General features: G+C 60.4%; 16 protein-coding genes. 3 read left to right on the top strand and 13 right to left on the bottom strand.

Annotation, left to right across the window (positions count from 1 at the left end; all coding sequences use genetic code 11):
• Positions 1-30 precede the first annotated feature (30 nt).
• The gene (locus tag GA0061100_RS17605; RefSeq protein ID WP_075854006.1) at positions 31-471 is read left to right on the top strand and encodes a VOC family protein; all 441 of its coding nucleotides are present in this window, start codon (positions 31-33) and stop codon (positions 469-471) included.
• Positions 472-487: 16 nt separating this feature from the next.
• Positions 488-1,513, top strand: a complete 1,026-nt coding sequence (locus GA0061100_RS17600; RefSeq protein WP_075854005.1) for a LacI family DNA-binding transcriptional regulator — start codon at positions 488-490, stop codon at positions 1,511-1,513.
• 18 nt (positions 1,514-1,531) lie between these two features.
• On the opposite strand, the gene GA0061100_RS17595 is transcribed toward GA0061100_RS17600, so the two are convergent.
• The 7 genes from GA0061100_RS17595 to GA0061100_RS17565 all read right to left on the bottom strand — a co-directional run bounded on the left by GA0061100_RS17595 (position 1,532) and on the right by GA0061100_RS17565 (position 8,684).
• Entirely contained in the window at positions 1,532-2,446 is a 915-nt protein-coding gene (locus GA0061100_RS17595) for a TolB family protein (protein ID WP_244557871.1), read from the bottom strand.
• Between the two features lie 162 nt (positions 2,447-2,608).
• Entirely contained in the window at positions 2,609-4,258 is a 1,650-nt protein-coding gene (locus tag GA0061100_RS17590; RefSeq protein WP_075854315.1) for a GMC family oxidoreductase, read from the bottom strand.
• Positions 4,255-4,695 (bottom strand): gluconate 2-dehydrogenase subunit 3 family protein, encoded by a 441-nt coding sequence (locus GA0061100_RS17585; RefSeq protein WP_075854004.1) that lies wholly within the window; start codon positions 4,693-4,695, stop codon positions 4,255-4,257. The genes GA0061100_RS17590 and GA0061100_RS17585 overlap by 4 nt, the downstream gene beginning before the upstream one ends.
• A 21-nt stretch (positions 4,696-4,716) precedes the next feature.
• Positions 4,717-5,562 (bottom strand): carbohydrate ABC transporter permease, encoded by an 846-nt coding sequence (locus GA0061100_RS17580; RefSeq protein ID WP_083961381.1) that lies wholly within the window; start codon positions 5,560-5,562, stop codon positions 4,717-4,719.
• A 9-nt stretch (positions 5,563-5,571) separates the two neighbouring features.
• Positions 5,572-6,468, bottom strand: a complete 897-nt coding sequence (locus GA0061100_RS17575) for a carbohydrate ABC transporter permease (protein WP_244557870.1) — start codon at positions 6,466-6,468, stop codon at positions 5,572-5,574.
• 37 nt (positions 6,469-6,505) lie between these two features.
• Positions 6,506-7,774, bottom strand: coding sequence for an ABC transporter substrate-binding protein (locus GA0061100_RS17570; protein WP_159444793.1), 1,269 nt, complete (start codon positions 7,772-7,774; stop codon positions 6,506-6,508).
• A gap of 148 nt (positions 7,775-7,922) precedes the next feature.
• Positions 7,923-8,684: a sugar phosphate isomerase/epimerase family protein gene (locus GA0061100_RS17565; RefSeq protein WP_075854002.1), complete on the bottom strand. Its 762-nt coding sequence runs from the start codon at positions 8,682-8,684 to the stop codon at positions 7,923-7,925.
• A 202-nt stretch (positions 8,685-8,886) separates the two neighbouring features.
• On the opposite strand from GA0061100_RS17565, the gene GA0061100_RS17560 reads away from it, so the two are divergent.
• Positions 8,887-9,879 carry a LacI family DNA-binding transcriptional regulator gene (locus GA0061100_RS17560; RefSeq protein WP_075854001.1) on the top strand — a complete coding sequence of 331 codons (993 nt, stop codon included), beginning with the start codon at positions 8,887-8,889 and terminating at the stop codon, positions 9,877-9,879.
• A 142-nt stretch (positions 9,880-10,021) separates the two neighbouring features.
• On the opposite strand, the gene GA0061100_RS17555 is transcribed toward GA0061100_RS17560, so the two are convergent.
• The 6 genes from GA0061100_RS17555 to GA0061100_RS17530 all read right to left on the bottom strand — a co-directional run bounded on the left by GA0061100_RS17555 (position 10,022) and on the right by GA0061100_RS17530 (position 14,943).
• The gene (locus tag GA0061100_RS17555; RefSeq protein WP_075854000.1) at positions 10,022-11,215 is read right to left on the bottom strand and encodes a UxaA family hydrolase; all 1,194 of its coding nucleotides are present in this window, start codon (positions 11,213-11,215) and stop codon (positions 10,022-10,024) included.
• A complete protein-coding gene (locus tag GA0061100_RS17550) occupies positions 11,212-11,544 on the bottom strand; it encodes a UxaA family hydrolase (protein ID WP_075853999.1) in 333 nt (110 codons plus the stop codon). The genes GA0061100_RS17555 and GA0061100_RS17550 overlap by 4 nt, the downstream gene beginning before the upstream one ends.
• A 4-nt stretch (positions 11,545-11,548) precedes the next feature.
• Positions 11,549-12,247, bottom strand: coding sequence for an RraA family protein (locus GA0061100_RS17545; protein WP_075853998.1), 699 nt, complete (start codon positions 12,245-12,247; stop codon positions 11,549-11,551).
• A gap of 24 nt (positions 12,248-12,271) precedes the next feature.
• Entirely contained in the window at positions 12,272-13,057 is a 786-nt protein-coding gene (locus tag GA0061100_RS17540) for an SDR family NAD(P)-dependent oxidoreductase (protein WP_075854312.1), read from the bottom strand.
• Positions 13,058-13,071: 14 nt separating this feature from the next.
• The gene (locus GA0061100_RS17535) at positions 13,072-14,085 is read right to left on the bottom strand and encodes a zinc-binding alcohol dehydrogenase family protein (RefSeq protein WP_075853997.1); all 1,014 of its coding nucleotides are present in this window, start codon (positions 14,083-14,085) and stop codon (positions 13,072-13,074) included.
• Positions 14,086-14,151: 66 nt separating this feature from the next.
• The gene (locus GA0061100_RS17530) at positions 14,152-14,943 is read right to left on the bottom strand and encodes a transporter substrate-binding domain-containing protein (RefSeq protein WP_075853995.1); all 792 of its coding nucleotides are present in this window, start codon (positions 14,941-14,943) and stop codon (positions 14,152-14,154) included.
• Positions 14,944-14,972: the final 29 nt, after the last annotated feature.

The raw sequence follows: 14,972 nt of genomic DNA, 5'->3' as shown, positions 1-14,972 counted from the left end.
ATCGCCAAAACAACCTCTTGGAGCTGTATCATGGATCACATTACTGGCCTCGGCCACCTCGCCATCAAGGTCAAGGACCTCGGCGCCTCCCTCGATTTCTATCGCGATCGCCTTGGCCTCAAGGAAATGCACAGGCTGGTACGCGATGACGGGACGCCGTGGATCGTCTATCTGCGCATCACCGATCTCCAGTTTCTCGAGCTCTTCCCTGGCGCAGAAGGCGATCGTGCTCCCGGGCCGAACGCCAACGGCACCAACCATCTCTGCCTGACGATTGACAATCTCGATATTGCGGCGGCAAAGCTGGAGAAGGCAGGAATTGCGCTCACCTCGCCTATCAAGTCAGGGCTTGACGGGAATCGTGGCGCATGGATTGAAGATCCGGATGGCAACAGGATCGAATTGATGGAAATGGCACCGGATTGCCTGCAATACAGAGCGATTGCCGCCCTGAAACAGCAAACGGTGTGACGGGAGTCGAATTTGCATGGCAAAGCCTGCGGCGCGCTTGAAGGACATCGCCGATAAGACCGGATTTTCGGTGAATACCGTGTCGCTGGCTTTGCGGGGCAGCTCGCGCATCCCGCCTGAGACCCGCACCCTCATCGCGGATGTGGCGCGCGAGCTCAATTATCTGCCCAACTATGTCGCCACATCGCTGGTGCGGCGGGAAACCCGATCGATCGGCTTGATCCTGACGGACCTTTCCAATCCCGTGCTGACAGCCGTGGCACAGGCCGTGGAAGGCGAGCTTTCCAAACGTGGCTATACGACACTTTTCGCGACCTCGAACAACGATATCGCAGTCGAAGAGAGGATGATTGAAACCTTTCGAGCCAGGCGCGCCGACGGCATGCTGGTCTTTCCCTGCAGCCATCGCCGCCTGGACCACATTCGCAAGCTGCGCGCGCGCAATTATCCCGTCGTCCTGCTCGTCGGCGATCCGGATGCCGGCATCGATGCCGTCTGCATGGATGAACGGATGGGAGCCTACAAGGCGGTCGCGCATCTTCTTGGCAGTGGCCATCGCCGTATCGTCATTATCGATGGCGGCACGAAGCTCGGCAATTCTGAAAAGCTCGAGGGCTATATGCAGGCGTATCGGGATGCCGGCGCAGACATCGATACCGCGTTGTTCATCAAGCCGAGCGGCCACTCGGTCGCGCATGGCTATTGGGCGGCGGATGCGATCTTCAGCCAGCGGCTCGGCGCATCCGCCATCTTCGCGACCAATGATTCACTGGCGCTGGGCGTCTTACGCTATTGCGCCCGCAACGGCATTCGCGTTCCCGATGACGTCGCGCTCATGGGCTTCGACAATATCGAATTCGGTGAATATGCGGCGACGCCGATCTCGACGGTCGACTATAATGTCGAGCGTGTGTCGGCCATGGCCGTCGAGCGCGTCGTCGATCTGATCGGCGCGGAAGCGGAATTGCCGCCGCCGCGCGTCACCCTGATAGAGCCGGATCTCCTCATCCGCCAAAGCTCGAATTCGACCCCTCGCGGCTAGGCTGTCCCTGCAAGGCCGTCAGCCGGCTGCCACCGGATAGCGGACATAGGCGAAGGCGCTGGAATCCGGCGCCCAGGAGTTCACATTGATCGTGCCTTGCCCACCATTGAACGCATCGAGATCGCGCGCGCCGCCGCCTTCCGCGGCCATGAGCCGAAGGATGACATCCTTGTCTGCGGGGTGGCCCGTCGTTCCCACCGGATAGCTCAGATAGACGAGGTCGCGGCCATTGGGTGCGGGATGCGGAAACCAGTTGACCCGCTCGTCATGCGTCAGCTGTTCCAACCCGGAGCCATCGGGGCGCATGCGGAAAGCCTGTGCATGTCCAGGCTGCGTTGCCGCTGCTTCGGAGTTGAAATAGATCCATTTCCCATCCGGCGAGAACTCGGAACCGTCGACGGGGCATGCGCTGTCGGTCAGGAACACGTCGTCACCGCCTGCGGAAGGGATGGTGCAGACGCGCGTGAAGATGCCGCCGCCCTCGCGGCGCTCCAGTCCGATATAGGCAAGCGTCGCACCGTCAGGCGAAATGCCATGCAGGTAATATTTGAAGCCGCGCGAAGCCTCGTGCTCGTTGGAGACGCGGCGCGGCACGCCGCCCTCGAACGGCACCTGATAGAGATGGCCGTCGTTGGCGCTGACGAAGAAGGAACGCCCGTCCGGCGATACGACATGATCGTTGTTCAGGTTCTCGACCGGTGCCGTGTTGATGCGATGCGGGCCATCCTGACCATCCGGAGAGATGCGAAAGAGACGGCCGTCGCCATTGTAAATCAGCCACTTGCCATCGGGAGACCAATTGGGCGCTTCGATGAGTTCGCCCGTTTCATAAATCACACGCGCCCTCGAGGTCGCGATATCGAAAACGACGAGTTCGCTAACTTGACGCGGCAGTAGGCGTCGGGTTTCCGGCCCCGGGCGCATGGATAGCATGGTTTCTCCTCCACTTGGATTAACGATAATACAAACAGCTTATGCGATCCCATTTTCATCAACAACCACGAAATTGCTCGGATGTTGGTGCGTGAGCCGAGAGCCCCGCGCTACGCCACGGGCAAAAGAGCGGATGTGCTGAAAGCTACGCTTGTTTCCCTGCTAGAGAAGATTGGCGATCCGCTCGGCATTCCGAAATGCGAGCGCCATGACTGTCAGGACAGGGTTGTAGCCGCCATTGGTCGGATGCAGCGAGGCATCGCAGACATAGAGATTGTCGTGACCCCAAACCCTGCCGACGCTATCGGTTACGGACGTCTCCGGCGCCTCTCCCATGCGGCAGGTGCCGGCCTGATGCTGGCCTGCCGAAAGGCGAAGCGCCTGCTTCTTGCCCCAAGTCCGCGCGGCGCCCGATGCTCGCATCCAGGCATCGGCCTTCTCAAGGATATAGTCGGCGGTTCGAACGGTTTCGGGATGCGTCGTTCCCGATAACTGAGCGACGGAACGCCCATATTTGTCGCGAACCTCCGGATCGAGGCGAACGCGACAATCTGCGCTGGGTATTTCATGCACCGGCCCCTTGATCTGGGCGATGCGGGTGAAGTTATCGCGCATGAAATGCTTTGCCGCCAGCCCATATCGCGGCAGATCGTCAGGCAGGCCGGATTTCCAGAGAATGATCGGCAGCATGACGAAATCGTCGGCCAGCATGGCGCCACCGATGACACCGTCATTGCCGTGATTATAATCGGTGGTCGCAATCGTCACGCCCGGGCCTTTGCTGTCTTGCACGGGCTCTTCGAAGAGTCCGAAGACCGTCGGATAATAGTGCCCCTGCAGATTGCGGCCGACCTGATCGTGATTGTTGCCAAGCCCGCTCGGCTCCCGGTCCGTTCGTGTCAGCAGCATGAGCCTTGCCGTTTCGATCGCGCCGGCCGACAGGATGACGATGCGCGAGCAAATGCGGCGGCGCGTGAGCTGCCCGGCTGCATCCTCCTCGAGAATATCGACGCCGATGACATTGCCCCGATCATCGGTTGCGACTTGCTCCACAACCGTCTCGGTCAGGAGATCGCAGAGCCCCGTCGCCAGCGCGCGCGGCAGCATGGTGTTCTGCGTGCCGTTCTTGCCATTGCTCGGACAGGGAAAACCGACGCATGAGCCGCATCGGATGCAGGCCCCTCGCCCGGCGCGCGGTACGGTATTGACGAGGAGCGGCGGCGTGAATGTCGATAGACCAAGTGCGGTCGCGCCGGCTCGGAGATAGGCACTCGTCGGATTATCTGTTACCGGCGGCATCGGATAGTCGCGCCCACGCGGGCCGGAATTGCGATCGCCGCTACCATCGCCCGAAACGCCTATTTCATGCTCTGCCTTCCCATACCAGGGCTCCAGATCCTCATAGGAAATCGGCCAGTCCACCAGTGAGGAGCCTTCCGGACGTCCATAGGTCGACGCCATGCGGAAATCCTTGGGATGAAAGCGCCAGGCGAGCCCGCCATAGACGAAGGTCCCACCGCCGACGACTGCTGCATTGACGTGATAATTGTCCTGGTGCGGCTTGATGATGTGCCGCCCACCCTGCTGATCGATGAAAACGCGCGGGTTGCCGTCGATCTCCGGCCCGGTATTGAAGCCATAGGCCTGCAGCCGATGATTTCGCAGATGGTCGCGATGGCCGTCTTCGGCATAGGTCCGCCTTTTGCCACGCTCGATGAGCAGGATGCGCTTGCCGGCTTCGGCCAGCACACCGGCCGCGATATTGCCGGCGGCACCGGCACCCACGATGATCGCATCATAGTCGATCTTCATGCCCATAACCTCCCGCGCACGACGTCCTGTGGATTCTCGGAGGGACCGCTCGGCCCCTCCGGCAAGCCCGGGCGATAGCCGATCATTCTCCATGAAACGGCATCCGGATTGGCGCCGTTTGCCGGGTCGGCGTAAAACCCTTCCGCAGCCAGCTCGCAGAGCATACGAAACCAGGCTTCATCCTTGCGCTCCGCAAGGAGGCGATCCTGTTCCTCGAGCAATAGCGTGGCAAAGCCACCCAATGTCTGCGCTTCCAGATCCACGAGGCCTCGATCAATCGCCTCGGAATCGGCAACGAGGCCGGCATCCCACAGCGAGAGAATGAAGCCGTCTACGCCATTGTCGAGCGCGCCGGGATAATCATCCGCGGGAATAATACGATCGAGCACGGCCCGAAAGGTTTCGAGCCTGAACACGCGGTCCTTGGCATCTGACATGAAAAGCCTCTTGAGATCATATCATCGGCCGGCGAGCGAGCCGCCGATGCCACCGATACTGAAAAAGCGATTGAGCAAGGCAAAGATGATAACCGGCGGCGCCAGCATGATCACGGCGCAGGCCATGACGGGACCCCAATCGGTCTGGTTTTGCTGGAAGAATGTCTGCAGGCCGACAGGCAAAGTGAAGCGACTGTCCGTGCGCAAAAAGACGAGCTCGACCAGATAATCGTTCCAGGCGACGAGAAACCCATAGATCGCCGTCGACAGAATGCCGGGCAGCGAATTGGGAAGCACGATGCGCAGAAACGCGCCGAACATGCTGCAGCCGTCGATCCAGGCTGCCTCTTCGAGATCCGTCGGTATGCTGTCGAAATAAGCCGCCATCATCCAGCAGGCGACCGACACGCTGGAGGCGACATAGATGATCGAAACGCCTGCCAGCGTATCGACGAGCCCGATCCGTGAGAGCATGATGAACAGCGGGATGATGAAGACGACAATCGGAAAGCTCTGGATGACGAAGATCAGCATCGAATAGAGCGAAACGGCACCGCCGCGGGCGCGCGACAACACATAGCCGGCTGGTGCGGCAACGAACAACGCCAGGCAGGAAGCGATGACGGAAACGATGAGGCTGTTCCTCAGCCACACCAGAATATCCGTGTTTCGAATGACATAGACGAATGTCTCGAGCGTCGGTCCGGTGACGTCGGAGTAAAGCCGCGGCCGCAAGGCAAGGCCGAAGATCACCAGGATCGGGCTCAGGGCAACAAGCGTCATCAATGCAAGTACGATGGTGCGCGCCCAGCCCGACGATTTGCCGATGCCGACGGCTGTGCTCGCAGCCTCTGTCTTCGCCGCCATGGGAGCCTCCTAGAACTTGGCTTTACGCACCTGCCGGAACAGCAGGAGCGAGAGGGCGACCAGAACGATCGTCATCATGAAGGAAATCGCAACGCCGTAGCCGGGCAGGAAATCCTGGAAGACGGAGCGATAGGCAAGCACGATCAGCGAGGTCGTGGCGTTGACCGGCCCGCCTCCGGTCAGCAGATAGATCGTTGCAAAGTCATTGACCGAAAACATCGTCATCAGGATCCAGCTGATATAGGTGGACCGGGCGGTCATCGGCAAAACGATGTAACGGATCTGCTGGCGCGCATTCGCACCGTCGAGCGTCGCAGCCTCATAGACGCTGTTGTCGATGCTCTCGAGCGCTGCCGCCCCCATCATCATCATGAAGGGATAGCTGACCCATATCTTGAACAGGCAGACCGTGATCATCGCCATTGTCGGATCGGCAAGAAATAGGATCTGCCCGAAGCCGAGTGTTTCGGCCAGCTGCGGCAGAAGGCTGCCGGGGGTGGCGACCAGCCAGTTCCAGCTCATGGACGTGACGACGATCGGCACGATCCATGGCAGCAGCAGAAGCACCTTGAACAGGTTTCGCCCCGGAAACTGCGGCTTCAGCAGGATGGCCAGGCCAAAGCCGACGAACCAGCTGCCAAACACGCCACAGATGGTGAACAGCAGCGTGAAAGAGGCAGCCGACCAGAATGCGGGATCGGTCAGAACATTGAGATAATTCTTGAAACCGATGAATTTGCCGAGGCGCAGCAGACCGCCATTGTGAACGGATTGCACAAGGGCAAATCCCAGCGGATAGGCGTTGATCAACGCCATCAACAAGATCGACGGCATGGCAAGGCCGATCATCGTCGCCTTGCGCCCCGTCTGCGCGCCGGCGCGTGACGCCGTCGATGCCCTCGTCAACCGTCCTCCCTCCGGCATTGCATGCGCCTCGGCCATGTTACTGCACGACCTTCCGCAGCGAAGCTTCCAGGGTTTCGAGAATATCCTTGGACTTCGTCTTTCCCTGGATGATCTGCTGAACAAAGGCGGCACTGGCGGCACCACCATCAACGGCATTCAGCGCAGCAAAGGCGTGCGGCGCCTGAGCACCGATCGTCTTTCCCACAGGTTGCCATTCGTTGATCGAAAGAACCAGGTTCGGATTGCTCTGAATGATGGGCAGATCGGCGATGCTCTTTTTGACCGGCACGTCGATCGCAACCCCGCTCGTCCAATAGACATGCATGTTGTCGAGATACCAGGCGAGGAAGGCTTCGGACGATTCCTGCGAGGGTGTCGTCGTGAACATCCAAAGCGAGTTGATGTAGTAGACTGTGCCGAGATCGCCGTGGCGAGCCTTGACGGGGTGCGCGACTACTGCATCGGATTTGATCTCCTGCGGCAGCGTCTTGTCGAGACCCGTCTGCCCGAAGCCCATGGCGACGCGTCCGGATTTCCAGTCGCTCGCGAGATTGTCGGAGGTGTAGCTTGCGGCATAGGGATCGATGATGCCCTTGCGCACGAGCTCGTTGATGAAATCGAGGGTTTCGATGTTGCGATCGCTCACGCAATTCAACGAACCATCTGGCGCAAAGAAGCCGCCGCCATTGTTGATCATCAGGGCCGAGACGGTGTGCTGCGCATCAGTCGTCGTGCTGCCGGCCGCAAGACCGAGGCCGATATGGCCGATCTTCTTGAGGGCTTCGCCGGCCTTGATATAGCTGTCCCAGTCGGTCGGCGGCTCTACGCCGGCCTTCTCGAGCAACGATTTGCGATACCAGATGACACGCAGATCCATCGACCAGGGAACGCCGGCATAGCCGCCATCCGCCTTCATGGCGGGTAGCAGACCCGGCAGAAAGTCGTTCTTGCCATCCTTGTCGAGCTTGCCGATCAGGTTGTCGGCCGCAACGGCCACTCCCTGCTCGAGAAAATAGAATGGCAGGAATGCCGCGCCGGAGCTGACCGCCGGCGTCGTTCCCGATGCGGCCGCCGAGGTGAAGGTCTGATACCAGTTTGCCCAAGGTATCGATTGATAGCGGACGCCGAGCGCGCCGCTGGTGGGTGTGTACTTGCCCGCCAACTCCTTGGCGGCGGCCGTATAAGTGGCTCCCGTTCCCCAGACCATGTCCCAGAACGTAAGAGTGTCATCTGCCGCAAAGACTTTGCCTGCAGCACTTGCGGCCATGGCCGCAGCCGATGCTGCGAGGAATGATCGGCGATTCATTGTCATGCTATCCGACTTGCCGTTCATCTGTGGTTCCTCCCCCCTTTGTTGAACTAAATCGATCTGCACTGATGCCAGAGCGTGATGCCGAAAAGCGTACGCGGTCTCCGGGCGACATCACGCTCTACTTCCTTGATGCTAGAGCGGATTACCGGATCGTCTGAAGATAGGAGAAGCTTCTGGCGGCAAAACCTGCCGGATCCCTGGGATTGTCGTGTTCGACGACCATCAGGCGGGCACCGCGGGCGCTGGCGAAGGCCCAGAGATCGCGCCAATCGAGAATGCCGGAACCGACATCGCACCAGCCGTCTTCGTCTTCGTTCTGTCCAGCCGGAGCCTGATCCTTCACATGGGTGGAGACGAGCAGGCTCGCATATTTCTCCAGCCAGACCTTTGGATCATCGCCGCCGCGCGCAAGCCATGCGATATCGGCCTGCCAGACGAGCGGGCTGCCGGCGGCGCCGTCGAAAAGACAGTCGAGCGGACGTGAGCCATCGCTGAAACGCACAAGCTCCCAATGATGGTTATGATATCCGAGCGATATGCCCCGCTCTTTCAGGCGAGCAGCCATCTCGCCAAGCTCGGCGCCGACGCGGCGCCAGGCATCCGCATCGCCGCTACGCTCCTCCGGCGGAAGAGCCGGCATGAAGAGTTGCGCAATACCGGTCTCAGCGGCGGCATCCGCGACGCGGTCCAGTTCGCCGCGAAGTGCCGGCAAACCGATATGACCGCTTGATGCATGGAGACCCCGAGCTGCCAGAGCCGCCTTCAGCGCCTTGGGATCGTCGAGATGACTGCCGATGGTTTCGACGTTGGTGAAGCCCGCCCGCGCAGCCGCATCAAGCTGCCGATCGAGCCCGCCCAGATGCCGAAGTGAATAGAGCTGTATCGAAAGTGTCGACGTCGTCATCCGGCCCTCCCAGCCCGCCCAGCAACGTCTCCTCACGTCGTTGGGCATCTTTACGCAATCGATTGCGTAAACCTAACAGCGCAATCGATTGCATGCAAGGGCGCGATCGAATATTTATTGTATGTAGATAGTGCGATCCGGTTACAGAGGTCCGATGGCGAAACGAAAGCCAATACCCACGAATGAGAGCCGCATACCGACCATGGCGGACGTTGCCCGTATCGCCGGCGTCTCGACTTCGACCGTCAGCCGCGCTCTGGCCGGCCTCCCTCCCATTCCCGAGGAGACTAGGCAGAGGATTGCCCAGGCCGCAAAGGAAGCCGGATATGCGGTCAACCGCCATGCGCGATCCCTGCGGCTCAAACGCAGCAAGGTGATCCTGGTTCTCATTCCAAACCTCGCCAACCCGAATTTTCCCGATCTTTTGATACATATCGATCGGGCAGCCTATGACTGCGGCTATGACATCATGATCGCTCATACCGCCATCGATCCGGGCCGCTCCGACCGCTATGTCGACGAGTTGCTGGCGGGGAGCATCGATGGCGTTCTCCTGACCGCCAGTTACTGCCCGCCGCGACTTCTCGAATGCATTGCCGCGGGCCGGCACCTGCCGATCGTGCGAACGCTGAGCCCCACTCCCGATCTCACCGGCATTACCGCTGTGCAGATCGATGAGGTGAAGGCTGCCTATGATGTCGTCGACCACCTTGCAAAGCAGGGCTACAAGCGGATCGCGCATCTCGGCGGGCCGCCAAAGGAAATCATGGCGATCGCCCGCCGGAAAGGCTGGGAAAAGGCGCTCGCCGATCACGGGCTCTCCGCCTCCCCGGATTTGTACATCCAGTCCGGCTTCACGATGATTGAAGGACAAAGGGCGGCCGACGAAATCAGGAGCCGCTCGGAGCTGCCCGACGCCATTTTCTGCTCAAACGACGAATCCGCCTATGGTTTGATCGCCGCCCTCAAGGGACACGGCTTGCGCATTCCTCAGGATATCGCCGTCGCAGGCTTCGATGACCTCAGTTTTTCGGCCGTCATGGACCCGCCGCTGACGACAGTTCGCCTCCCTCGCCGCGACATGGCCGAACGCTCGATCCAGAAACTGAAGGCGCTCATCGAGGACGATGCCGACAACGACAATACGATCCTGGCCCATGAACTGATCATTCGAGCTAGCAGCCTTCGCAGCTAAGGACTATATCGACGGCTGAAGGCTTCGACTTAGAGCGCGATGCCGAAAATTGTATGCGGTTTTCGGACGACATCACGCTCTACTTCTTTGATGCTAGAGCGGATTCAGATTTTAGGTCGAACAGACCTAAAATCATCCGGCTCTAGACCGGCAGGCATGCCGGGCCGATCGGCTCAAAGGACTTGTAGGTCAGGATGAACTCCTGATGGCCGAGGCTTTCCGACTTCGTCGGCCTCCCACCGGCAACCTCCCGCAGCAGCGTGACGATTTCCTGGCCGACCTCGTCAAGGCTTGCTCGTCCCTCGAGAATACGGCCAGCATCGACATCCATGTCTTCCTCCAGGCGGCGGAAGGTATCCGGATTGGCGCAGATCTTGATTACAGGCGAGATTGCCGAGCCGGAGACCGAACCGCGGCCTGTGACAAAGAAGACCATGTGACAGCCGGATGCGATCATCTCGACAATCTCGGCATTGTCGGAAATGTTCGGAAAGCCGAACCGCACCTCGCCGTCAGGCACCACGTCCATCAGGTAGAGACCGCCACGCGGCGGAATATCGCCGGGCTTGATCAGGCCGGAGATCGGCGACGCCCCAGACTTGGCATAGGCGCCCATCGATTTTTCTTCGATCGTCGTCAGCCCGCCATCGGCATTACCCGGCGCAAAACTGCCGTAGCCAAGCGTGGCATAGTAGCGTGCCGCCTTGGCGACTGCCGCGCGAAGCTCGTCGGCAAGTTCGGGTGTGACCGCTCGATCCGCCATGATCTCCTCGCAGCCGATAAGCTCCCCGGTTTCCTCGAAAATGCAGGTCGCTCCAGCCGCCACCAGCCAATCGAAGGCCCGGCCCGCCGCAGGATTGCCGGTAATTCCGCTCGTTCCGTCGGAGCCGCCGCATACCGTCCCGACGATCAGCTCGCTGATATCCATCGGGACCCGCTCATCATGGGTAAGCGCCTCGAGCTGCTCAGTCACCCAGGCACGACCGGCCGCGATCGTGCTGCGCGTGCCGCCATCGTTCTGGATGGTCAGCGTCTTCACCGGCCTGCCGCTTTCCTCGATGATGTTGGATAGCGAGTACTTGTTGAAGCTTTCGCAGCCGAGCGACAGCAGCAGAACCGCACCGATATTCGGATGGGTACAGAGCCGCTCCATCATCCTTTGCGCGTAGGCATTGGGAAAGCAGCCCGGAAAACCGATGAGATGAACCTCCTGCCCGTCAAAGGCCGAGATGATCTGGCGTCCGACGTGGTGGGCGCATTCCACCAGATAGGCGACGGCAACGATATTGCGGATGCCTTTGCGGCCGTCCGACCGAAGATAGCCTTGCAAGGTCATTTTTTGATAACCTCCTGAATGTCGAAGAAGTGGCTCGGCGTGTAGTCGCTCTTGACGTTGTGCACATGGACATGATCGCCGGGCGCGATCGGCATTGTGGCGGAGCCGATCGGTGCACCATATTTGTAGACCTTGGCGCCCGGCGCAATTTCCTGCCGGGCGATCTTGTGACCGCGCGGAATCGTCCTTGCGAGCGTCACCTCCCGTTCCCCGACGCGAATACGCTCTCCTGCCGGAATATCCTCGCGACAGACGAAGACATTGTCCTTTTCCGAAAGCAAGAGCAGCCGCGTATCATCGGCATGTGTTAACAGCGCGCCGGAGCCCATGACGTTACATCACTCCAAACGTCGCGAAGGCCTCGACCGTGCTCATGCCGTTGCGAATTGCCTCCGCCACCTTGTTCTCAGTACGCACCTTCTCCAGGGCGAGCGAGATGGCTTCCTTTTCGACGGCCTTCGGGATGACGAGAACGCCTTCGCGGTCGCCATAGAGCAGATCGCCGGGCTCGATGCGGACACCTTCGATCTCGATCGGCGTGTTGTAATCGATGACCTTGCCGCGAGGCCCCTGATCCTGCGCATAGATCCCGCGGGAAAAGGCCGGGAAGCCAAGCCGCTCGATTTCGCCGGCATCGCGTACATAACCGTCGAGGATGGCACCTGCGGCCTGCAGATGGGTGGCTCTCGTCGACATCAGGCCTCCCCATAGCGCGTAGCGAAGCGACGAACCCGTGGCGATATAGACGTCGCCCGGCTTCAGCGAGTCGAGCGCTTCGAACATGATGCCGAACGGCTTTTCCGCCAGCGGGCCGAAGGACCCCTTCCCGTCCGAGAAGATATCGGCCTCAAGCACCGGCATCGCGCGGCCGGCGATTTTCATGTCATCGTGCAGAGGCTTGATACCAGCCGGCAGGAACTGCCGACGATGACCGAGCGTATCAAGGATATCGCCAACGACAGCGGTAAAAAGCTCGGCTTTCAACACGCGGAACAGATCCGCGTCGGTTGCGTGGGTTGCTGTGGTATTCATTGGGAGCCTCCGCTGGTGGCAATTCTAAAAGCCGACGACGGCGCCGCCGTCGACGATAATGGTTTGGCCGGTGATATAGCCGGCGGCCGGGGATGCGAGGAAAGCGCATGTCCAGCCGATTTCCTCGGCAGAGCCGAGACGGTTCATCTGGATTCGGCCCATGATTTTGGCGCGGCGAGCCGGATCGTTGGCCGTGGCCTTCTGAAAGAGATCCGTATCGATCCAGCCCGGCGCCACGGCATTGACACGGATTCCCCGACCGGCAAACTCGGCCGAAAGCCCGCGCACAGCACCCGTCAGCGCCGTTTTCGCCGTCGTATAGCCCATCACCAGCGGCTGGCCGATGAAGGATGTCATGGATGCGGTGAAGAGCACGCAGCCGCGGCCTCTCGCGATCTGTCCCGGCAGAAATTGCCGGGTCAGTTCCAGCGCGCCGCGAACATGGACGTCCATGACTTCGTCGAAGTCGGCAATATTGGATTCCTCGAACGGCTTCTTGACCGTGTTCCCGGCATTGTTGACGACGATGTCGACCGGGCCGTGCGCTTCCTCCACTCCGGCGGCAAAGGCCTTGATCGAAGCAAGATCACGAAGGTCGAGCTGTGCGGCTTTAGCCAGTGGGCCGATCGAGGCGGCAGCTTCTTCAAGGAGATCCACCCTGCGGCCGGCCAGCACCACCTCTGCGCCGGAGGCTGCGAGGCAACGCGCGATCGCGAGACCCAGTCCACTACCTCCACCCGTTACAAGGGCGCGCTGCCCGTCCAGTCGGAATGCGCCATGCCAGTCAGGAAGCGCGGTTGGAGATTTCATGGCTGCTTGTGTATTCATCTTTCGACAATGACCTTTAAAACGTCGCGGTTCTTGTCCCAGAAGGGCAATGCGCCTTCGGCCTCGGCGAAGGGGATGACCTTGGAAATGAGCGAGGCTGCACGATCGCCGATCGTCTCGAGATAGGCGATCACCGCATCGAAATCGGATTTCGTGGCGTTGCGCGACCCCATGATGTCCAATTCCTTGAGGTTGAACATTTGCGTCTGATAGGTAACGGGCGCCTTGGCATAGCCGACATAGACGACACGGCCGCAGAAGCCGGCCAGATCGATCGCCTGGCGAAAGGTTTCGGGAAGACCGACCGCCTCGAAGGCCACATCGACGCCCTGATCGCTCGTCAGCTCCACGATGCGCGCTCCGACATCTTCCGTGCCGGCATTGATTGTATGGCGAGCGCCGAACTGCTTTGCCAGCGTGGTCTTTTCCGGGCTGAGATCGACGGCGATCACGTCAGCGCCGCGGGCAACGGCCCCGATCACCACGCCCATGCCGATCATGCCGCAGCCCAGCACGACGATACGATCGCTTGACGACACGCGGCCGCGTGCCACCGCATGGAAGCCTACCGATAGCGGCTCGACCAAGGCAAGAAAGCGAGGGTCGAGCGTGTCATTCAGGATGAGCTTCTCCGCAGGAAGAACGATCTCTTCGGCAAGGCCGCCATCCTGCTGAACGCCAAGCGTCCGATTGTAGCGGCAGGCATTCACCCGCCCCTTGCGGCAGGAGGAGCACGTGCCGCAACTGGTATAGGGAAGAACGATGACGCGCCGCCCCGGCTGATAGGCGGACGAAACGCCCGACCCTGCCTCGATGATCTCGCCGCCGATCTCGTGCCCGGGAATGCGCGGCAGCTCCACGAGCGGGTTGAGACCTCGAAACGTGTTGAGATCACTCCCGCAGATGCCGACATGACGGACGGCAATGCGGACATCGCCTTCCCCGAGCTGCGGGCGAGCGACATCGGTGAAACGGCTGACGCCTTCACTTTCGATCAACAGGGCTTTCACGTGACGATACCTCTTCCGGATTGGGGGAGTGAACCGGACGCTTCCGCCCGGTTCGCTGGAAACAGATCAGTTCAGGGTGGCAATGTCGGCCGGCAGGTCGACGCCGTTATATTTCTTGTAGATCTCGTTGAGTTTGCCGTTCGCGAGGTTCTCGTCGACGAACTTGTCGAGCCGCTGCTTCAAGGCGGCCTCGCCCTTGCGAATACCGATGGCGTAGGGAAATACCTTGAGTACCATCTTCACCTCGAACTTCGACGCGGGATTGCGCTCGTTGGCCGCCTTCATGATTTGCGGCGACGTCGCCATCACATCAACCTGGCCGCTGACGAGTGCCGTGACCAGGGTCGCGTCGTCATCGTAACGCACGATTTCCGCGCCATCGTTGACCTTCGTGACTTCCTTGTCGTTGACGCTGCCGCGCGTGGTTCCGATGCGCTTGCCCTTCAGATCGGCTATGGTCTTGACGCTCTGGCCGGCAGGCGCCGCGATGACCGATTGGATCACGCCGTAGGGCTTGGAATAGTCGATGACCCTCTTGCGCTCGTCCGTCACACTGAGCGAAGCAATCACCATATCCGCCTTGCCCGTCTGCAGATAGGGGATGCGGTTGGGGCTGGTCACCTGGACGACGTCCAGCGGCTGGCCGAGCTGCTCAGCGAGAAGCTTGGCAACTTCGACATCGGAGCCATAGGGCTGCATGTTGGCATCGATCATGCCGAACGGCGGCGAGCCGAGATCAAGGGCGATCAGCACCTTTTTCCGCGCCTGGATATCGGCAAGGGCATCTGCCTGCGCATGACTGGCAAACGTGCCCAGGATCGCAAGTGCGGTGGCTGCTAGAATATGACGACGCTTCATGGTTCTCCTCCGGTTTATTTTGATTGCGT

The organism is Martinezella hainanensis, assembly GCF_900094555.1.
In the GTDB taxonomy this organism is placed as follows: Bacteria; Pseudomonadota; Alphaproteobacteria; order Rhizobiales; family Rhizobiaceae; genus Rhizobium; species Rhizobium hainanense.
This window is presented reverse-complemented; position numbering and strand designations above follow the sequence as displayed.